Raw genomic sequence first — 19,711 nt, forward strand, 5'->3', positions numbered from 1 at the left:
CGTACGTTCCTTATTTCAGTGATAACGACATGCCCTGAAGGAAATATTTCCGGAACAGGATAAACAGCACGATGACCGGTAGCATTTGTACCACGGCCCCCGCCATCACAGGCCCCAGATAAACGCCGTAGGATTTGCTGAAGGTAGCCAGCAGCACCGAAAACGGCATCTTGTCGGCATCGCGCATGACAATCAGCGGCCAGAGGAAGTTGTCCCACGAGCTTGAGAAGGTAAATAACGCCACGATCGCCAGAATGGACTTGTTCAGCGGCATCATGACGTGACGCAGAATGGCCCACAGGCTGGCATGATCCAGACGCGCGGCATACAGGTAATCGTTGGGCGTGCCCTTGAAGCTCTGGGATACCATAAAGATCCCCCAGGCGCTCATCGCATAAGGCAGGATCATGGCACTGTAGCGGTTGATCAGCCCTAGCTCACGCATCAGCACAAACTGCGGAATGATGAACATAAACACCGGGAAAACCATCTGCACAATCAACAGATTACGGAAAGCGTTTTTGCCTCTGAATTCCGTTTTTGCCAGCGCATAGCCCACCAGCATGGAGGTGACAGTCACGCTCGCGGTCACGGTGGCGGAGACGAAAAGCGAGTTAAACAGCGTGCGCAGAAAGGGTTTATCTGCCCGGTTGCTGTTATCGAAAAGGAAGGTGTAATTTTCGAGCGTCAGCGTGCCCGAAAAGAGATCCGTGGTGTAAATCTGCGCCGTGGGCTTCAGGGATGACACCACCATCCAGACGAACGGATAGAGCCAGCTTAACGCCAGAATAAACATCAGCGCATGAATTAGCAGGCTCAGGGGCGTGAGTTTTTTCATTCATACAATCTCAATGTGCTTTTCGAATAACCGACGAAATAGCCAAATCATCAAAAAACTACAGGCAGCGACAATAATCGACATGGCAGCCGCCCAGGTGGGTTTCATATTTTGAAACGCGGCTTCGTACATCACCACCATGGGGCTGGTGGTACTGTTCAGTGGCCCGCCGCCGGTAATTAAATACGGTTCTGTAAAAATACTGAACGCCACCGTAATAGCCAGCACCATAACCATCACAATTTGCGGATTCATCATCGGCAGCGTTATTGCCCACCCTTTCTGAAAACGTCCGGTTTTATCGAGAATGGCCGCACTGTAAATATCTGCCGGGATAGCCTGCATACCGGAATAGAGAATTAACCCGTAATAGCCGACAAATTTCCAGGTCACAATAAGCGCAATAGAGAGCATCGCGCAGTCAGGGTTGGTAAACCACGGCACGGAAATACCAAACCATGCAGATAATAAGCGGTTGATCGGGCCATACTCATTAAACAGGCGCGAAAAGACAATAGAGTACGCCACCCCAGACGAGATATTGGCCAGCAAAAAACTTAAGGCGATAAACCCTCTGCCAAAGTTAATTCTGCGTAACCCGGCGGCAAAAAGCAGGGCGGTAATAAATACGATCGGGATATACCACATTAAAAAGCGGCAGATGTTCCACATGGATGTCCAGAATAGCGCATCGTGCAGTACGCCAATAATATTCTGCAACCCTGTAAATTGCGGCATGCCAATAAACTGCCAGCGGGTCACGCTCAGTACCATTAGCCAGGCAAGCGGGTAAAACCAGAACAGCAGCGAATAGCCAATCCAGGTGGAGGCCAGCAGGCCTCCGGTTCGGGATTCATATCCAGCCATTATGCCCCCTACTGGCCCGCGAGCGCGTTGATTTCCTGCTGAGATTGTTTCAGCGCGTCGGCAGGTGTACTGGTTTTGAATATCACGCGCTCAAGCATCTGCGTCATGCTGCGCTGGACTTCTGTCGTCTGGTTTGTTGCCGCAGGCGGAAGGGCGACGTCCACCCAGGAGGCAATCTGTTTCTCAAGCGGATTTTGTTTGAAGTAACTGACAAAGATCGGATTACTCATGAGATCCGCGCGCGCGGGCGGCATCCCCGTCAACTCAAGCCACAGACGGTCATGCTCCGGGTTGCTAAAGACCCACTTCATAAATTGCCAGGCCTGCGCCTTCCGCTTGCTGGAACTGAAGATCACCAGACCTTTACTGTCGCCGAACGTATACGGGTGTTCAATGCCCTTCTCGGTCAGCATCGGGCCGATCTGAATCGTTTTTAAAATATCCGGATACTGCTTGCGATAGCGGGCTAAATCCCACGGCCCGCGCGCAGAGGCGATAACCTGCCCCGTGGCGAGCGGATCCTCGGCGGAGGTGAAGTCGTAGCTGCTCCACTTATTATTAAACACGTTAGCCATGAAGGTCAGTACAGCCTCGCCAGCAGGCGTAGTCAGCGCAGGTTTTTTGTCGATGAGATACGGCTTGCCCTGGCTCTGGGCGTAAAACAGCGGAATGAAGTCGAACCAGCGCTCCCACCAGTTTTTACCGGCCGTAAGCTGTATCACGTAGCCGTGATTATCTGCCGCACGACGCTTCGCCAGCGCATAAAGCTCATCGTAGCGAACCGGTACCCGATCAAAGCCGTAACGCTTCAATAAATCACCGCGCCACCACCAGACAATCGGGTTGATATATACCGGCAGTACCGTTTGTTTACCGTTTAATTCCCATGCGGGCAGCAGAGAAGTCATTTGCCGTTTCTGAATCGTTTCCTGAAAACCCGGCATTTTGGATAAATCTTCTATCTGCCCGACATCCACCAGCTGGCTGGCAAAGCCAATAAATATATTGGTAGAAATATCCGGCTCAGTACCTGACGCCAGCGCGTTCATTATTGCTTCTTCTGAACTGTTTGCGGCAGGAATAGCGGTAAATTCGACGGGCATATGGGCGGGATCTTTATTCCATTCGGCAACAATTTTACTCCAGAATGCTTCTTCGTTGACGGTGGGCGTAACCCACATTTTGATTGTTTCGCGCGCCCCGGATTGCGCCTCTTTTTTATCATCAGGCCCGCAGCCGGTAAGAAAAAAGAGGAGTATTACCGATGCTATTAATTTCGCTGCTTCTGCAACTCTCACGTTATATCTCCCTGATGTCGATAAGTGTTAATCGCTAACTGCTGCCCTCTGTGAATGGTGCGTAAGCTAACACCCCTTTTTTATGTTTAACGTTAAACAAATCACAAAACTATTTATATTTAACGATAAACTCAGCCGCTATTATTTATTTAATCACATTCCATAAATAAGTTGCGTGAATATTAAATGCCCAAATCATTTAGCAAAATAAAGAATAAAAAGGTGACGATTAAATCGCTGGCAGCGGAGATGGGTATTTCACATACCACGGTGTCAAATGCGTGGAATAATCCCGAAAAGCTCTCTGTCGAATTACGTGAAAGGATACTCGGGCACGCCCGTCAGGTGGGATTTCAGGGGCCGGATAAACTCGCCCGGGCATTACGCACCGGAAAATCCGGTGCGATCGGCGTTATCTTTAACGATGCCATGAGTTATGTCTTTATCGATCCGCATGACGTCAGCCTGATGCGCGGCGTCGCGACCCGCTGCGAAGATCGTAATATCAATCTGGTTCTCATCCCGCTTCAAAAGGGGCCGTCATCGCTCACCACTCTGGTGGACGGGTATATTCTCAACGCCACGCATAACAGCGCCGCCATTATTCAGCAGACATTGGCCCGCAATCTGCCGGTAGTGACGCTCGATTTTCAGCTTCCGCAGTTCAGCAGCGTGTCGGTGGATAACATGCGCGCCATGCATGATATCGCCACCCTCCTGATTCAAAAAGGTCATCGCCATTTCGGCATTATTGCCTTCCCTTCTCACCCGAATGCGCGCGGGATACGCCCACTGACGCACCCCATAACGGGCGATAACCATCTCATGCTGACCCGCGTGAATGCCTGCCGCGATGCGTTTCTACAGCACGGTATCGCGCTCAGCAACTGCTGGCTGTGCGAAACCCATCACGATGAGCCACACGGTGAACAGGCAGCAGAAGCATTGCTGACGGCACACCCGGATATCACGGCGCTGATCTGCTTATCCGATCGTTTTGCCATCGGTGCGGTGAATTATTGCCAGCGGCAGCGTCTCGCTATACCTGGCCGGGTCGCCATTACCGGGTTCGACAATACCGCCCGGCGGCTCAACGGGCCGGGGCTTACCACCGTGGCGCAGAACGCCGAACGTAAAGGTGAAATTGCGGTTGATCTGCTTCTGAACACTGGCCCTGTCACCCACGTTGTGCTGGAACACCAGCTTATTGAGCGTGATACGGCATGAGATAACCCTGCTTAAGATAAGAGTGAACTATGGATGAACTAACGTGTTTTAAGACTTATGACATTCGTGGCGACGTTGGCGTCAATCTCACGCCCGACATTGCGCGTCGCATCGGGCGGGCGTATGCCGTCTGGCTGCATCCCCGGCGCGTGGTGGTAGGGGCTGATGTCCGTCTCAGTTCGGAGGCGCTAAAAACGGCCCTGATCGACGGGCTTACCGCAGGCGGCGTTGATGTCATCGACCTGGGCATGACCGGTACGGAAGAGGTCTATTTCGCCACCCGGGAATTGAGGGCAGACGGAGGGATCCAGGTGACGGCCAGCCACAATCCCGCGCATTACAACGGCTTTAAGCTGGTCGGTCTGGAGGCGCGCCCAATCAGTAATGACAACGGTCTGCTGGAGATCAAAGCACTGGCGGAGCAAAACCGCTTTCCGCCATGCGTGCGCCGTGGGGGGATTTTTCCCTATGACAATCGCCCGGCCTGGGTGAACTGTCTGCTGCGATTTCTCACTACGCCCCCGAAACGCACGTTACGCCTGGTGGTCAACGCCGGGCACGGCACCGCCGGTCCGGCGCTGGATGCCCTTGATGAGGGCCTGAAGCGTGCGGGCGTGCCGGTCGAGTTTATCCGTATACATCACCAGCCAGATGGCCGCTTTCCCGCTGGCGTACCTAACCCCATGCTGCCGGAAAACCGACAAAGTACCCGGCTGGCCGTCATCGAACATCACGCGGATGCTGGCATCGCCTGGGACGGTGATTTCGATCGCTGCTTTTTCTTCGACGAGCGCGGAAATTACGTTGAAAACTATTACCTGGTGGGGCTGTTTGCTGAACATTTTCTGCGGCGCTATCCCGGCAGCCGCGTCATTCTGGACCCCCGCTTAATCTGGAACACGCTCGACGTGGTCGCACACTGCGGCGGTAACGCAATCGTCAGTAAAACCGGGCATGCCTTCATCAAAGCCCGGATGCGCAAGGAAGACGCCATTTACGGTGGCGAGATGAGTGGCCATCACTATTTTCGCGATTTTAACTACTGCGATAGCGGTATGATCCCGCTGATCCTGATGCTCCAGATCCTGGGCGCGGCCGCGCAGCCGCTCTCTCATTGGGTGCGCCACGCGCAGGCCCGCTATCCGGTGTCTGGCGAGATCAACCTGACGGTCAACGACCCGGCTGCCCTCCTCCATGACGTCGCCGCGCACTATGCCCCCGCCGCAGACGGGCGCGACGACTGTGACGGCCTGAGCCTGGCCTTCGCAGACTGGCGTTTTAACCTGCGCGCCTCCAATACCGAGCCACTGGTTCGCCTGAACGTTGAAACGCGGGGAGATGCCGCCCTGCTTGTCCATAAAACCCATGAAGTTTTGATGCTGATTTCTGCCCTGCAAGCGGCTAAGGAGACGTTATGACCTCTCTGTCATTACGGCATATTCATAAAAAGTACGATAAAAACGTCATCGTGGCGGATCTGTCACTGGAGATAGCCTCGGGAGAATTTATCGTTCTCGTTGGCCCCTCCGGGTGTGGGAAATCGACGCTGCTGCGCATGATTGCGGGTTTAGAGACGCCCGACAGCGGCATGCTGATGATGGGCGATGAGGATGTCACCCATCTGGCGGCGGGCAAGCGAAGCCTGTCGATGGTTTTCCAGTCCTACGCCCTCTATCCGCATATGACCGTGCGGGAAAACCTCGCTTTTGGCTTGCGTAATATCCGTACCCCGGAGGCCTGCATTGCGCAGCGCATCTCTCATGCCGCCGCCATGCTCAGGCTGGACGAACTGCTCGACCGGCTTCCGCAACAGCTATCCGGCGGCCAGCGCCAGCGCGTGGCGATAGGTCGTTCTATCGTCCAGCAGCCCGCGCTATTCCTCTTTGACGAACCGCTCTCCAATCTGGACGCCGCTCTGCGGGTTGAAATGCGCCAGGAGATCCAGCAGCTCCACACTACCCTGAAAAACACCATGATTTACGTCACGCACGATCAGGTCGAAGCGATGACGCTGGCCGACCGTATCGTGGTGATGTGTAAAGGCAATATTGAGCAGACGGGTACGCCGCTTGAGTTGTACAACGCCCCGGCGAACCGCTTTGTGGCTGAATTTATCGGTACGCCAAAAATTAATATGCTTCCCGCCGTCTGGCAGCAGGGCGCATTGCATATCGACTCTGATACCGTTTTTCCGCTTTCGCGGCAGCCCGCAGGCATTCAGGAGGGAGCGCCGGTGTTTGTCGCGATCCGCCCTGAACACCTGCGTTATCAGCAGCCGGGGGATTTTAGCCTGACCGGAAAAACGCGGTTATGCGAACTGCAAGGGGATTCCACGCTGGTGTGGCTGGACGTAGCAGGGCACGCCGTGTGTCTGAAATCCTTCCAGCAGCTGAGTCTGCCCCCGCAACAGCGCATTACGCTGACCGTGCAGGAGGCTCATCTGCATCTCTTTGACGCGGCAGGTCAGCGGATTGCATTGTCCGAAAATGCCGCCTGAGCGCGATGTCAGGCGGCAAGGAACGCGCAAACTTACGCCTGACGCAAGTTCTGCGCCGCCTGCACCATATTCGCCAGCGCTGCACGCGTCTCCGGCCAGCCGCGGGTTTTGAGTCCGCAGTCCGGGTTCACCCACAGGCGTTCCGCCGGGATGCGCTGGGCGGCTTTTTTCAGCAGCGCTTCAATCCATTCCACGCTCGGCACGTTCGGGGAGTGAATGTCGTATACGCCCGGCCCGATTTCGTTCGGGTAGTCGAACTCTTCGAACGACTCCAGTAGCTCCATGTCTGAACGCGAGGTCTCGATGGTGATCACATCGGCGTCCAGCGCGGCAATGGAATCCATGATGTCGTTAAATTCGCAGTAACACATGTGGGTGTGGATCTGGGTGTCGTCCTTCGCCACGGCCGCGTTGAGGCGGAACGCCTCCACGCCCCACTGTAAATACGCATCCCAGTCGCTACGACGCAGCGGCAAGCCTTCACGCAGCGCCGGTTCGTCGATCTGAATAATGCCGATCCCTGCCGCTTCCAGATCCGCCACTTCATCACGCAGCGCCAGGGCGATCTGTCTGGCGATGGTTTCGCGGGATACGTCTTCACGCGGGAACGACCAGCAGAGAATGGTCACCGGACCCGTCAGCATGCCTTTTACCGGTTTGTCGGTCAGAGACTGGGCATACTTCGCCCACTCCACCGTAATCGGTTCCGGGCGGCTGACGTCGCCGATCACTACCGGCGGCTTCACGCAGCGGGAGCCGTAGCTTTGCACCCAGCCGTTCTGGGTAAAGACGAAGCCGTCCAGGTGTTCACCGAAGTATTCCACCATGTCGTTACGCTCGGCCTCGCCATGCACCAGCACGTCCAGACCCAGACGTTCCTGCTCGACGATCGCCTGCCTGATGTGTTCCGCAATGCCGGTGCGGTAGTGATTCGCATCCAGGTTGCCCTTTTTGAAGTCCAGACGCAGGCCGCGGATCTCGGTCGTCTGCGGGAAGGAGCCGATGGTCGTGGTAGGCCATGCGGGCAGGTTGAAACGGGCGCGCTGCGCTTCGGCGCGCACCTCATACGGGCTGTGGCGCTGGCTGTCCCGGGCGGTGATGGCCGCCAGACGTTTTTCGACTGCCGGGTTATGTACGCGCGTTGAGTGACGACGTGCCTGGATCGGGGCGCTCCAGTCGCTAATCGCTGCCGTGTCGCCGCTGTTCAGCGCGTCGCGTAGCAGGGCCAGCTCCTCACACTTTTGCAGGGCGAAGGCAAACCAGCTTTTCACCTCAGGGTCGAGGCGGGTTTCCACGCTCAGATCGATCGGACTGTGCAGCAGCGAGCAGGATGATGCCACCCACAATTCACGTTTGCCGACGATGTCCTTAATTTGTGCATATTTCTCGGTCAGATCGGCACGCCAGACGTTACGACCGTTCACCAGACCGGCAGAAAGCAGCCACTCCGCAGGCAGCCGCTTGTGCAGTTCTGTCACGTCGTCTTTGCCGTGAACGAGGTCAACGTGCAGGCCCTGAACCGGCAGCGCGGTAATGGTGTCGAGGTTCGGCGTTACGCCCTCGAAATAGGTGGTCAGCAGCAGCTTCACCTGGCCCGTGAGTGCGTCATACGCCGGTTTAAAGGCATCCAGCCACGCCTGCGGCAGCTCCAGCACCAGCGCCGGTTCATCGATTTGCACCCACTGAATGCCGCGCTTGCCCAGCTCAATCAGCACCTGTCTGTAGACCGGAAGAATATCGTTCAGCAGGCTGAGGCGGTCAAACTGTTCGCCCTTCACTTTACCCAGCCACAGGTAGGTGACCGGCCCCAGCAAAACGGGCTTCACCTGGTGGCCCAGCGCCAGCGCTTCGTCTACTTCGTCCAGAAGCTGGGTCCAGTTCAGCTTAAACTGCTGACCCTTAACGAACTCCGGCACCATATAGTGATAGTTGGTGTTAAACCACTTGGTCATTTCCGCCGCTGCCGCTGGCTCACCCGTTGGCGCGCGGCCACGGCCAATGCGGAACAGGGTATCGATATCCACCGATCCATCGCTGTTCTGATGACGAGCCGGCACGTTGCCCAGCAGCAGGCTGGTGGTCAGAACATGGTCGTACCAGGCGAAATCGCCCACCGGCAGCAGGTCTACGCCCGCCTGTTTTTGCTGATCCCAGTGGCGGGCACGCAGCTCGCGCCCTACCGCCAGCAGTTCTTCGCGGGTGGCGTTGCCCGCCCAATAGCTTTCTTGCGCTTTTTTCAGCTCACGACGCAGACCAACGCGAGGGAAACCGAGAGTGTGAGTGCGGATTGTCATTTTTTCTTCCTCTAATGTGTTGTAAATCCTTTGGATTTTGAATTCAGGGAAGGCGGCAAGTTTGCTCATCCCCGGGAGCTTACATGAGTAAGTGACCGGGGTGAGTAAACGCAGCCAACGCACCATAAATTTAAAAGACGAAGGATTTTAGCCGTCCAGATGTTTACACTTCTATAATTGGCGGGTACTGTATATTCCTCAAGCGCAAAATGTTCATGGCGGAGTGAAGGACTTTCATGATCGAGATAAAACACCTGAAAACGCTACAAGCGTTGCGGAACTGCGGTTCTCTTGCGGCGGCGGCGGCCACGCTGCACCAGACCCAGTCTGCCCTTTCTCACCAGTTCAGCGATCTGGAACAACGCCTCGGCTTTCGTCTGTTTGTGCGTAAGAGCCAGCCTTTGCGCTTTACGCCGCAGGGCGAAATTTTGCTTCAGCTGGCGAATCAGGTGCTGCCGCAGATTGCCAGCGCGTTGCAGTCCTGCAACGAGCCGCAGCAGACCACCCTGCGCATCGCCATTGAGTGTCACAGCTGTATTCAGTGGCTGACCCCCGCGCTTGAGAACTTCCGCCAGAAGTGGCCGCAGGTGGAGATGGACTTCAAATCCGGCGTCACGTTTGATCCGCAGCCGTCGCTTCAGCAGGGTGAGCTGGATCTGGTGATGACATCAGACATTCTGCCGCGCAGCGGTCTGCACTATTCGCCGATGTTTGATTTCGAGGTGCGTCTGGTGCTGGCCCCGGATCATCCGCTGGCCGCCAAGACGCGCATCACGCCGGAAGATCTGGCAACGGAGACGCTGCTGATTTACCCGGTGCAGCGCAGTCGTCTGGATATCTGGCGTCACTTTCTGCAACCCGCGGGCATCAGCCCACAGCTGAAAAGCGTGGATAACACGCTGCTGTTAATTCAGATGGTGGCGGCCAGAATGGGGATCGCGGCGCTGCCGCACTGGGTGGTCGAGACGGTTGAACGCCAGGGTCTGGTGGTCACCAAAACCCTGGGTGAAGGACTGTGGAGCCGTCTGTACGCCGCCGTGCGCGACGGCGAGCAGCGTCAGCCGATTACGGAAGCGTTTATTCGCTCAGCGCGGAACCACGCGTGCGACCATCTTCCGTTTGTGCGGAGCGCGGAGCGACCCAGCGGCGATGTACCCACAGTGAAGCCAGGATCACCGATCCCCCAATAAGGAAACTCGGCCAGTGCGGCTGCTCCTGCCAGATGGCGAGGTTTACCAGTAGCCCCGCTGGCACATGGACGTTGTTCATGATCCCCAGCGTCCCGGCGTCTACCTGCGTAGCGCCGTAGTTCCACATAAAGTAACCCAGCCCCGACGCCACCACGCCCAGCCAGACCAGAACGCTCCATTGCACGGTAGTGGTCGGCAGCTTTTGCGGATTGCCGAGCATAAACCACGCCGCTACCGCGACAATCGCCGCGCCCATATAGAACCACGCAAATGCGTTATGCTGCGGCATCGGGCGGGTTTCCATCAGGCGTTTGTAGCCCACCATCCCGATGGCGAAGCTGATATTGGCGAGCTGGACGAACATCAGCCCGGTCCAGAAGTGATCGCTGACTTTGTCATAGCGAATAATCGCCGCGCCAATCACCGCCAGCGCGGCGCTCAGCAGGTATCCCCAGCGCAGACGGCGCTTGCTGAGCAGGTCGTAAATCAGCGTGATGTAGAGCGGCGTCAGCACGGTAAAGAGCAGGAATTCGGAGACGGACAGATAGACGTAGGCCCGGAAGCTGAACAGATACATGATGCCGAGCTGCATCGCGCCCACCAGCATATAGAGCAGGATCGTTTTCAGCGATTGTCCCCGCGTGCGCAGAAACGGCAGGAACACCAGCGCCGCCAGCCCTACGCGCATCAGCACGGAAAAGTAGCTGTCGACCGATCCGGCAAGGTATTCGCCAATCAGACTAAAGGAGAAGGCCCACAGGATAGTGGTGATAATGAGTAGCGCCACAATGCTTGTCTCTGAGAAAGAAGGAGAGGCATTGTAGCGAACTCTTTAGTTGACATCTGAACAATAAACAACCGAATGAAGATTATTCAAGGAACAGTTTGCGCAGATACTTAGGCACGGCGTTATCGCCGTTGGTGCCGATCACTTCCAGCTCCGGGTGCAGATCTTTCAGACGCTGGTGTGCGTTCTGCATGATGCAGCCTTTGCCCGCCATCGAGAGCATCTCGGCATCATTCATGCCGTCACCAAAGGCGATGCAGTCTTTCAGATCGAAGCCCAGCCGTTTTGCTACCGCTTCCAGCGCATGGCCCTTGGAGACGCCGCCCGCCATCACTTCCAGACAGGTCAGCGTGGAGAAGCTTACGTTCACGCGATCGCCCCAGCGGGCGTTGATCGCCTGCTCCAGCGGCAGCAGCGCTTCATGGCTTTCACAGGTAAAGAAGACCTTGCTGATCCCTTCAGGATCCAGCAAACCCGGCTCGTACAGTGAGTACTGGAATACGGCTTCCTTGAAGAAACGCATTTCGTCCGGGCGATGACGGTTCATAAACCACTCATCGTCGCGGTAAACGTTAGTGACGATATCCGGGTTGCTATGCACAATGCCGAACAAATCGGTGGCGATGTCGCGATCGAGATTGTGGGTAAAGATCAGGTTGCCATCCGTGTCATGTACGCGCGCGCCGTTGGAGGTGATCATGTACGACTTGATCTCCAGATTATCGCGGATCTGCCCCACGTCCACGTGGTGGCGGCCGGTAGCGAAGACAAAGTTCACGCCACGGGCAGTCAGGAGTTTTAAGGTCTCTTTCGCGTAAGGCGACAGGGTGTGGTCGGGGGAAAGCAGCGTGCCATCTAAATCAGATGCAACAACCTGGTACATAGGGATTTCAACCTCTGGTGGAAAACAATAATCAGTTATGCCTGTTGAAAAATTCAACAATGGCGTTGAGCGCGACTGAGCGCATAGCGTCCTTTTCAAAAAGGATCTCATGGTACGCGCCGTTGATGACCAGCGGTTTACCCCCTTCACAGGGATGGCCCGCCGCGGCGCGCAGTTCACAATAGCGGTCATGCATGCGGTTATCCACCACACGCTCTTCTTCCGCCTGAATCAGAAGCGTCGGCGTGTCATCATCGCCTACGCCCGCCAGCACCTGCTCACCGGCATGAATACCTTCCCGCACCCAGTGCCAGGTGGGGCCGCCAACGCGCAGACGCGGTTCATCAGCATAAAAACGCAGGTTGCGGCGATAACGCTGCCGACTGTGGGTTAAGACGTTGATGGCAAACGGCAACGCCCGCCAGCGTCCTGTTCCGATGGCATAGCCTTCACGAATGCGCTGATGGCCCTCAGCCCAGTCGAGAAGATGGCGCACCATCCAGTCAGGAAAACGTATCACAATACCGTACATCGGCGCGGTCAACGCAATGGCATCGCACTGGTGCTGATGGCGCTGCAAAAACAGCGTCGAGATGGCGCCGCCCATGGAGTGGGCAAGAATATAACGCTTGCGCCACGGGCCGGGCTGCACTTCCTGCTGCCAGAACGCGGCCAGATCGTCGACGTAATCGCTGAAGTTATCCACGTGACCGCGATGGGTATCCGGCAACATCCGGCCAGAAAGCCCCTGCCCGCGATGGTCGATAATTAACACATCAAAGCCCAGATGGAACAGGTCATACGCCAGTTCAGCATATTTGATGTAGCTTTCGATGCGCCCGGGGCAGACCACAATCACCCGGTCATTTTTTTCATCACGGAAACGAACGAAGCGCACCGGGATATCCCCGACGCCCATAAACTCATCTTCCTCACGCTGGCGCCAGAAGTCGGTCAGCGGCCCCATGGAGAAAGCAGCAAATGCGTTTTCTCGTGTTTCCCAGTCCTTTTTCTGCTGAAACATTGGGTTTCCACCCCCGTAATTCAGGGAATATCGTTTTTTTCGTCACCGGTCACAAAATGACTCAACAATAGCGTATTGTGGCATAAAAACAGACGATCCGGGAGTTTCAAATGACCTTCGAGTGGTGGTTCGCTTACCTGCTGACATCCATTATCCTCAGCCTTTCGCCTGGCTCGGGTGCCATTAACACCATGACCACCTCCATCAACCACGGCTATCGCGGTGCGGCGGCGTCGATCGCCGGATTGCAGACCGGGCTTGGCATTCACATTGTGCTGGTGGGGATTGGTCTGGGGACGCTGTTCTCCCGTTCGGTGCTGGCCTTTGAGGTGCTGAAATGGGCTGGCGCAGCGTATCTTATCTGGCTGGGTATTCAGCAGTGGCGCGCCGCAGGCTCGATTGATCTGCATACGCTCTCCCGGACGCAAACACGCGGCCACCTGTTTAAACGCGCGGTGTTCGTTAACCTGACCAACCCGAAAAGCATCGTGTTCCTCGCCGCCCTGTTCCCGCAGTTTATCGTGCCGCATCAGCCACAGGTGATGCAGTACGTGGTGCTGGGCGCGACCACCATTATTGTCGATATCATTGTGATGATTGGTTACGCGACGCTGGCGCAGCGAATTGCGGCGTGGATCAAAGGGCCTAAACAGATGAAGGCCCTGAACAAAGTCTTTGGTTCGCTGTTTATGCTGGTTGGCGCGCTGCTTGCGTCAGCGCGTCATGCTTAGCGAGAAATGATGAGATGAATGCCGAAGCCGGCGAACAGCGCGCCGGCAAAGCCGTCGATCCACTTCGCGATGCGCTGGTAGCCGCGACGCATCGCCGGTAAGGCAAACAGGCTTGCCACAACGGTAAACCAGGCGAACGTCTCAACAACGATCAGCAGGAAGATCCCCCAGCGCGCGCCCGCGCCGACGTTATCCCCTACAAACAGCGAGAACACAGAGCCGAAGTAGATAATCGCTTTCGGGTTCGCCAGGTTGGTCAGCAGCCCTTTCACAAAGCTACGGCCGCCCGTTGCCAGCTCAACCTTTGGCTCTTCCGGCTTTTTCTCTTCTTTCTTCAGCGCCCCGCGCAGCATCTGGTAGCCCATCCAGCACAGGTACAGACCGCCGCCGACCATGATGATGTTATGCAGCCACGCCATTTTCGCCAGGATCAGGTTCAGACCGAGCAGCGCAACCGCCGCCCAGACCATGACGCCCATGGTAATACCGAGCACACCCATCATTGCCTCTTTGCGGGAGCGGCTGACGGCCGTTTGTGACACGAAGAAAAAGTCAGGGCCAGGGCTCATCAGCGCCACGATGTGCACTAACGCCACGGTGAGAAATAGCATTAACATAATTAGCTCGCGGGGAAATAATACAGTGAGTCACCATCCTGGCACTTTTTCGCCCGGCTGACTACTCCTCGTCATCACCGTCGGCGTGAGAGCGGATGAGCGCCATAAACTCTTTCCCGAAGCGCTCCAGCTTACGCGTGCCAACGCCGTTGACGCTGAGCATCTCGCTGGCGCTGAGCGGCATTTGCTCGGCCATCTCGATAAGCGTCGCGTCGTTGAACACCACGTATGGCGGGATGTTCTCTTCATCCGCAATGGCTTTACGCAGCTTACGCAGCTTGGCGAACAGCTTGCGATCGTAGTTACCGCCGTAGGATTTCTGCATCACGCGCGGCTTCAGGGCGACGACGCGCGGAACGGCGAGCTTCAGTTCAACCTCGCCACGCAGGACCGGTCGCGCCGCTTCGGTCAGCTGAAGCGCAGAATGCTGGGCAATGTTCTGCGTGGCAAAGCCGAGATGGATCAGCTGGCGGATGATACTCACCCAGTGCTCGTGGCTCTGGTCTTTCCCGATGCCATAAACCGGCAGCTTGTCGTGGCCCATGTCGCGTATACGCTGGTTGTTAGCCCCGCGCAGCACTTCGACGACATAGCCCATCCCAAAGCGCTGATTGACGCGATAGATTGTTGAGAGCGCTTTACGCGCGTCCATCAGGCCGTCGTACTGCTTCGGCGGGTCAAGGCAGATATCGCAGTTGCCGCACGGTGCCTGACGCCCTTCACCAAAGTAGTTGAGCAGCACCAGGCGGCGGCAGGTTTGCGCTTCAGCGAAGGCGCCCATCGCGTTGAGCTTGTGGCGCTCAATGTCCTGCAACTGCCCCTGCGGTTTCTCTTCCAGGCAGCGGCGCAGCCACGCCATATCCGCCGGATCGTAAAATAGCATCGCTTCCGCAGGCAGGCCGTCACGCCCGGCGCGGCCGGTTTCCTGATAGTAGGATTCGATATTGCGCGGAATGTCGAAATGCACCACAAAGCGCACGTTGGGCTTGTTGATCCCCATCCCGAACGCCACCGTTGCGACCACGATTTGCAGGTCGTCGCGCTGGAATTTCTCCTGCACGTCAGCGCGGATGTGGTTCTCCAGCCCGGCGTGATACGCCGCGGCGCTAAAGCCACGGTTTTGCAGACGCGCGGCGGTATCTTCCACTTTCGCGCGGCTGTTGCAGTAGATGATGCCGGACTTGCCGCGCTGCTCCTGCACGTAGCGTAAGAGCTGATCCAGCGGCTTGAACTTCTCCATCAGCATATAGCGGATGTTCGGGCGGTCGAAGCTGCTGACCTGAATGTACGGGTCGTTCAGCCCCAGCAGGCGAACGATGTCCAGACGCGTGGTGTCGTCCGCCGTGGCGGTAAGCGCCATAAACGGCAGTTCGGGGAAGCGCTGACGAAGCTGGCCGAGGGCGGCGTATTCCGGGCGGAAATCGTGCCCCCACTGGGAGATACAGTGCGCTTCATCCACCGCCAGCAGGACCGGGTTCCAGTGCGCCAGGTGATCGAGGAAGTTATCCAGCATCAGGCGTTCTGGCGCGATATACAGCAGGCGGATTTGTCCGGTGCGGCACCCGGCCATCACCTCCTGCTGCTGCTCGCGAGTTTGCGTCGAGTTCAGGCACGCCGCCGCCACGCCGTTGGCGAGCAGCTGATCGACCTGGTCTTTCATCAGGGAAATAAGGGGCGATACCACGACCGTCAGGCCGTTAAGCACCAGCGCGGGAACCTGATAACAGAGGGATTTACCGCCGCCGGTCGGCATGACCACCAGGCAATCGCGGCCTTCCAGCACGGTTTCAATGATGGTTTCCTGGCCGGGGCGGAACTGCTGGTAGCCAAAGGTTTCATGCAAAACCTGTTTAGCCAGCGACTCCTGATTCAATACTTCCGCCTGCGCCACATTAACCCCATATGCCAGAAATGAAACAGGCGCTATTTTCAGCGCCTGAGAGAGAAACTTCAACGTTTAACGCAAAAACATTCGAGCAGCTTAGAAAATATCGTTCAGCATGACGCCCACACCGACGCGGGTCTGGTTGAAGTTGTAGTCGATAAGCGACTCGCCGTAACCGCTGTACACCTGCGTATAGAGACGCACGTGTTTCGTCACCGGGTAGCTCAGGCCCAGCTCTGCGCCGCCGTAGCCGGTATTCCAGTTGTACTGGCCTTTGGCGCTCAGCACCGCGTCACCCAGCTGATAACCCACTTTAAGCTGATAGTAACCCATGTATTTGGTGATATCCGGGTTATCATCGGTGCTGCCCACCACGTACCACGGCTTCACTTCCACCATGAAATTGCCGTTCTGCGCCATCAGACGCGTATAAACGCGGTTCAAGCTGCGTGAGGTTGGGTCGGAACGACCGTTGGAATCGTGGTTATAGCCCACTTCGACGTCGCGCAGCGTCCAGCCTGCAAACTCATAATCGGTGGCGAAACCGAGGAACAGCTGCGGTTCATAGTTGGTTTCGCGGAACGGTGAAGATTCCCCGCTGTTGGAGAGTTGCCACCATGACTTCTGCGTGTAAGACGCACCAAGCACCGAGTTCGGCCCCAGGATACCGCGCCAGAACGGGAAGGCGAGGCTGAGCTGGAACTTCACCTCATCCTTACGCGCATTATCAGACCAGTTATAGGAGCTTATCGCCTCTTTGTTGAGATCGCTGGTCTGGGTGTAAATCACGTAGTTTGTGTCATACGGGTACAGCGTGAACGGATTGTCATGCTCCTGAAGCATATTGGCGATGATGCTGCCCTTAACGGCAGGTTTATCATGCACCTCTTTGATCGTCGCTTCCTGCGCATATGCTGTGAGGGGCAGCGCAACCGCCGCCAGTAACCAACCCAGATACGTCCGCATCGGTGGTGTTCTCCTGAAATGGTGACATTTAATGAATAGTTTTGTCCGGGCATTCTACAGACTTCTGCGATAACTTCCGCTTCCTCGTTTCTTAAAGTGGCATTCCTTTACCCTGAAGCATAAAATCAACATTTTATTAACAACAAGGATGCCACGTCAGATGTCAGCCACACTCACCGCCGAAGAAACCTTAAAGCTCGTGGGCGAGATTTTTGTGTACCACATGCCGTTCAACCGTGCACTGGGTCTTGAGCTGGAGCGATACGAAAAAGATTTTGCTCAGTTGAGTTTCAACAATCAGCCAATGATGGTCGGTAACTGGGCGCAAAGCATTTTGCACGGCGGGGTGATTGCCTCTGCGCTGGACGTGGCGGCCGGTCTGGTGTGCGTGGGCAGCACGCTGACGCGCCACGACACCATCAACGAAGACGAACTCCGCCAGCGCCTGTCGCGCATGGGTACCATCGATTTACGCGTCGACTACCTGCGTCCGGGACGCGGAAACCGCTTTACCTGCACCAGCAGCCTGCTGCGTGCCGGGAATAAAGTTGCCGTCGCCCGCGTTGAGCTGCATAACGAGGAGCAGGTTTATATCGCCAGCGCAACCGCCACTTATATGGTGGGTTGAGGCGGCAATTTCGGGTAAAATTACTTCACTTCTTTGTAACGGATTTTCCCGATGGATGCTAAACAGACGCGGCAGGGCGTTTTACTCGCCCTTGCCGCTTATTTTATTTGGGGTATCGCGCCAGCGTACTTCAAGCTTATCGCCTATGTACCGGCGGACGAGATCCTCACTCACCGCGTTATCTGGTCGTTTTTCTTCATGATTGCGCTGATGAGCATCAGCCGTCAGTGGTCCGGCGTCAAAACGCTGCTGAAAACCCCGAAAAAGGTCTTCCTGCTCGCGCTCTCTGCGGTGCTGATTGGCGGAAACTGGCTGCTGTTTATCTGGGCGGTGAATAACCATCACATGCTCGAAGCCAGCCTGGGCTACTTTATTAACCCGCTGGTGAATATTTTGCTGGGGATGATTTTCCTCGGCGAGCGCTTCCGCCGGATGCAGTGGGTGGCGGTGATTCTGGCCTTCTGCGGCGTGCTGGTACAACTGTGGACCTTCGGCTCACTGCCGGTTATCGCCCTCGGCCTGGCGTTCAGCTTTGCGTTTTACGGCCTGGTGCGTAAGAAAATCGCCGTGGAAGCGCAGACGGGAATGCTGTTTGAAACCCTGTGGCTGCTGCCGGTTGCCGCGATTTACCTGTTCGGTATTGCCGACAGCGCCACCAGCCACATGGGCAGCAACCCCTGGTCGCTGAACCTGATGCTGATGGCGGCGGGCGTAGTGACCACCATTCCGCTGCTGTGCTTCACCGGTGCGGCAACGCGTCTGCGCCTCTCCACGCTGGGCTTCTTCCAGTACATAGGCCCGACGCTGATGTTCTTGCTGGCGGTTGTGTTTTACGGCGAAGTGCCGGGTGCGGATAAGATGGTGACCTTCGCCTTTATCTGGGTGGCGCTGGCGATTTTCGTCGCCGATGCGATTTATACCCAGCGCAGAACCCGCAGAGGAATGTAGGTGTTTTGTAGGGCGGGTAAGCGCAGCGCCACCCGCCAGATTTTAAAGCCAGTTCTTCCGCTTAAAGTACAGATACGGCGCCAGCCCGGCGAGGATCATAAAGATAATCGCCCCCGGGTAACCAAAGCTCCACTTCAGCTCCGGCATAAACTCAAAGTTCATCCCGTAGCTGGACGCCACCAGCGTCGGCGGCAGGAACACCACGGACACCACCGAGAAGATCTTGATGATGCGGTTCTGCTCGATGTTGATAAAGCCCATCGCCGCCTGCATCAGGAAGTTCACCTTCTGGAACAGGGATTCATTGTGCGGCAGCAGGGATTCGATATCGCGTAAGATCTCACGCGCCTGCTCCAGCTGACCGCCCGGCAGACGCGCCTTGCGCACCAGGAAGTTCAGCGCGCGCTGGGTATCCATCAGACACAAACGCACCTTCCAGCCGATATCTTCCAGCTCCGCCAGCGTGGACAATGCTTCGTCGTACTCATCGCCCTGATGGCCTTCCATGATCACGCGGCTCAGCTTTTCCAGGTCGCTGTAGATGTTTTCGATTTCATCCGCCAGCTGTTCGATTTTGGTTTCGAACAGATCCAGCAGCAGCTCATAGGCGTTGCCGTCCATCATCGCCTGGCTGCGGGCGCGCATGCGATAGAGACGAAACGCAGGCAGTTCGCGCTCGCGCAGGGTGAAGAGGCGGCCATCGCGGATGGTGAACGCCACGGTGGAGTTCCCCGCGTGGTCTTCCGCATCTTCAAAGAAGAAGAAGGAGTGAATGTGCAGGCCGTCTTCGTCTTCAAAAAAACGGGCGGATGCTTCGATGTCTTCCAGCTCCGGGCGTGTCGCCAGACTTTGCCCCAGTTCAGATTGTACGCGAAGGCGCTCATCGTCGTCCGGCTCGACCAGATCCACCCATACGGCATCAATGAGGGGCTGTGACTCTTCGGCTTCAAGCCGAGTCAGTCGGTTATTTTCGAGTTGAAATGCGCTCAACATGACCGGGACTCCCAATGCAAAAAATATCGGACAGTTCG

Annotated in this window: 18 protein-coding genes; 7 read left to right on the forward strand and 11 right to left on the reverse strand. The window is 56.5% G+C overall.

What is annotated here, in order from left to right; all coding sequences use genetic code 11:
- Positions 1-10 precede the first annotated feature (10 nt).
- From BH712_RS13470 to BH712_RS13480, 3 genes are read right to left on the reverse strand one after another with little or no spacing between them, the layout of a single operon-like run.
- Entirely contained in the window at positions 11-838 is an 828-nt protein-coding gene (locus BH712_RS13470; RefSeq protein ID WP_006812352.1) for a carbohydrate ABC transporter permease, read from the reverse strand.
- Complete coding sequence (locus tag BH712_RS13475; protein ID WP_006812353.1) at positions 839-1,705, reverse strand: carbohydrate ABC transporter permease; 867 nt, start codon at positions 1,703-1,705, stop codon at positions 839-841.
- Positions 1,706-1,713: 8 nt separating this feature from the next.
- A complete protein-coding gene (locus tag BH712_RS13480; protein ID WP_006812354.1) occupies positions 1,714-3,003 on the reverse strand; it encodes an ABC transporter substrate-binding protein in 1,290 nt (429 codons plus the stop codon).
- A gap of 186 nt (positions 3,004-3,189) precedes the next feature.
- Between BH712_RS13480 and BH712_RS13485 the strand changes: the two genes are divergently transcribed.
- The 3 genes from BH712_RS13485 to BH712_RS13495 are packed head-to-tail and all read left to right on the forward strand — an operon-like array spanning position 3,190 to position 6,727.
- Positions 3,190-4,230 (forward strand): LacI family DNA-binding transcriptional regulator, encoded by a 1,041-nt coding sequence (locus BH712_RS13485; RefSeq protein WP_006812355.1) that lies wholly within the window; start codon positions 3,190-3,192, stop codon positions 4,228-4,230.
- Positions 4,231-4,259: 29 nt separating this feature from the next.
- Complete coding sequence (locus BH712_RS13490) at positions 4,260-5,648, forward strand: phosphohexomutase domain-containing protein (protein ID WP_006812356.1); 1,389 nt, start codon at positions 4,260-4,262, stop codon at positions 5,646-5,648.
- Positions 5,645-6,727, forward strand: a complete 1,083-nt coding sequence (locus BH712_RS13495; RefSeq protein ID WP_006812357.1) for an ABC transporter ATP-binding protein — start codon at positions 5,645-5,647, stop codon at positions 6,725-6,727. The genes BH712_RS13490 and BH712_RS13495 overlap by 4 nt, the downstream gene beginning before the upstream one ends.
- Before the next feature lie 32 nt (positions 6,728-6,759).
- Here BH712_RS13495 and metE read toward each other — a convergent pair whose 3' ends face one another.
- Positions 6,760-9,021 carry a 5-methyltetrahydropteroyltriglutamate--homocysteine S-methyltransferase gene (gene metE, locus BH712_RS13500; RefSeq protein ID WP_032674162.1) on the reverse strand — a complete coding sequence of 754 codons (2,262 nt, stop codon included), beginning with the start codon at positions 9,019-9,021 and terminating at the stop codon, positions 6,760-6,762.
- 236 nt (positions 9,022-9,257) lie between these two features.
- Here metE and metR point away from each other — a divergent pair, with 236 nt between their 5' ends.
- Positions 9,258-10,211, forward strand: coding sequence for an HTH-type transcriptional regulator MetR (gene metR / locus BH712_RS13505; protein ID WP_006812359.1), 954 nt, complete (start codon positions 9,258-9,260; stop codon positions 10,209-10,211).
- Here the strand turns inward: metR and BH712_RS13510 are convergent.
- The 3 genes from BH712_RS13510 to pldB all read right to left on the reverse strand — a co-directional run bounded on the left by BH712_RS13510 (position 10,099) and on the right by pldB (position 12,905).
- Positions 10,099-10,998 (reverse strand): carboxylate/amino acid/amine transporter, encoded by a 900-nt coding sequence (locus tag BH712_RS13510; protein WP_006812360.1) that lies wholly within the window; start codon positions 10,996-10,998, stop codon positions 10,099-10,101. The two genes, metR and BH712_RS13510, sit on opposite strands and share 113 nt — an antisense overlap.
- A gap of 82 nt (positions 10,999-11,080) precedes the next feature.
- Complete coding sequence (yigL, locus tag BH712_RS13515) at positions 11,081-11,881, reverse strand: sugar/pyridoxal phosphate phosphatase YigL (protein ID WP_006812361.1); 801 nt, start codon at positions 11,879-11,881, stop codon at positions 11,081-11,083.
- A 31-nt stretch (positions 11,882-11,912) separates the two neighbouring features.
- Positions 11,913-12,905, reverse strand: a complete 993-nt coding sequence (gene pldB, locus BH712_RS13520; RefSeq protein WP_006812362.1) for a lysophospholipase L2 — start codon at positions 12,903-12,905, stop codon at positions 11,913-11,915.
- Between the two features lie 110 nt (positions 12,906-13,015).
- Between pldB and rhtB the strand changes: the two genes are divergently transcribed.
- Entirely contained in the window at positions 13,016-13,636 is a 621-nt protein-coding gene (rhtB, locus tag BH712_RS13525; RefSeq protein WP_006812363.1) for a homoserine/homoserine lactone efflux protein, read from the forward strand.
- On the opposite strand, the gene rhtC is transcribed toward rhtB, so the two are convergent.
- The 3 genes from rhtC to pldA form a co-directional block, all read right to left on the reverse strand.
- Complete coding sequence (gene rhtC / locus BH712_RS13530; RefSeq protein ID WP_006179256.1) at positions 13,633-14,253, reverse strand: threonine export protein RhtC; 621 nt, start codon at positions 14,251-14,253, stop codon at positions 13,633-13,635. The two genes, rhtB and rhtC, sit on opposite strands and share 4 nt — an antisense overlap.
- A gap of 61 nt (positions 14,254-14,314) precedes the next feature.
- On the reverse strand, positions 14,315-16,144 hold the full coding sequence (recQ, locus tag BH712_RS13535) for an ATP-dependent DNA helicase RecQ (RefSeq protein WP_032674163.1): 1,830 nt from the start codon (positions 16,142-16,144) through the stop codon (positions 14,315-14,317).
- A gap of 90 nt (positions 16,145-16,234) precedes the next feature.
- Complete coding sequence (gene pldA, locus BH712_RS13540; RefSeq protein WP_006812365.1) at positions 16,235-17,104, reverse strand: phospholipase A; 870 nt, start codon at positions 17,102-17,104, stop codon at positions 16,235-16,237.
- 160 nt (positions 17,105-17,264) lie between these two features.
- On the opposite strand from pldA, the gene yigI reads away from it, so the two are divergent.
- Positions 17,265-17,732 (forward strand): acyl-CoA thioesterase YigI, encoded by a 468-nt coding sequence (gene yigI / locus BH712_RS13545; RefSeq protein WP_006812366.1) that lies wholly within the window; start codon positions 17,265-17,267, stop codon positions 17,730-17,732.
- A 51-nt stretch (positions 17,733-17,783) separates the two neighbouring features.
- A complete protein-coding gene (gene rarD, locus BH712_RS13550; RefSeq protein WP_006812367.1) occupies positions 17,784-18,680 on the forward strand; it encodes an EamA family transporter RarD in 897 nt (298 codons plus the stop codon).
- A 42-nt stretch (positions 18,681-18,722) separates the two neighbouring features.
- Here the strand turns inward: rarD and corA are convergent, their stop codons facing one another.
- Positions 18,723-19,673 (reverse strand): magnesium/cobalt transporter CorA, encoded by a 951-nt coding sequence (corA, locus tag BH712_RS13555; RefSeq protein WP_003860807.1) that lies wholly within the window; start codon positions 19,671-19,673, stop codon positions 18,723-18,725.
- Positions 19,674-19,711: the final 38 nt, after the last annotated feature.

The organism is Enterobacter hormaechei ATCC 49162, assembly GCF_001875655.1.
GTDB lineage: Bacteria > Pseudomonadota > Gammaproteobacteria > Enterobacterales > Enterobacteriaceae > Enterobacter > Enterobacter hormaechei.

Bases quoted from the DNA above. Each gene is read 5' to 3' on its own strand.
- rhtB (WP_006812363.1), top strand. From the start codon at position 13,016: ATGACCTTCGAGTGGTGGTTCGCTTACCTGCTGACATCCATTATCCTC.
- corA (WP_003860807.1), bottom strand. From the start codon at position 19,673: ATGTTGAGCGCATTTCAACTCGAAAATAACCGACTGACTCGGCTTGAA.
- BH712_RS13485 (WP_006812355.1), top strand. From the start codon at position 3,190: ATGCCCAAATCATTTAGCAAAATAAAGAATAAAAAGGTGACGATTAAA.
- metE (WP_032674162.1), bottom strand. From the start codon at position 9,021: ATGACAATCCGCACTCACACTCTCGGTTTCCCTCGCGTTGGTCTGCGT.
- BH712_RS13470 (WP_006812352.1), bottom strand. From the start codon at position 838: ATGAAAAAACTCACGCCCCTGAGCCTGCTAATTCATGCGCTGATGTTT.
- yigL (WP_006812361.1), bottom strand. From the start codon at position 11,881: ATGTACCAGGTTGTTGCATCTGATTTAGATGGCACGCTGCTTTCCCCC.
- rarD (WP_006812367.1), top strand. From the start codon at position 17,784: ATGGATGCTAAACAGACGCGGCAGGGCGTTTTACTCGCCCTTGCCGCT.
- metR (WP_006812359.1), top strand. From the start codon at position 9,258: ATGATCGAGATAAAACACCTGAAAACGCTACAAGCGTTGCGGAACTGC.
- rhtC (WP_006179256.1), bottom strand. From the start codon at position 14,253: ATGTTAATGCTATTTCTCACCGTGGCGTTAGTGCACATCGTGGCGCTG.
- BH712_RS13475 (WP_006812353.1), bottom strand. From the start codon at position 1,705: ATGGCTGGATATGAATCCCGAACCGGAGGCCTGCTGGCCTCCACCTGG.
- BH712_RS13490 (WP_006812356.1), top strand. From the start codon at position 4,260: ATGGATGAACTAACGTGTTTTAAGACTTATGACATTCGTGGCGACGTT.
- yigI (WP_006812366.1), top strand. From the start codon at position 17,265: ATGTCAGCCACACTCACCGCCGAAGAAACCTTAAAGCTCGTGGGCGAG.
- BH712_RS13495 (WP_006812357.1), top strand. From the start codon at position 5,645: ATGACCTCTCTGTCATTACGGCATATTCATAAAAAGTACGATAAAAAC.
- pldB (WP_006812362.1), bottom strand. From the start codon at position 12,905: ATGTTTCAGCAGAAAAAGGACTGGGAAACACGAGAAAACGCATTTGCT.
- pldA (WP_006812365.1), bottom strand. From the start codon at position 17,104: ATGCGGACGTATCTGGGTTGGTTACTGGCGGCGGTTGCGCTGCCCCTC.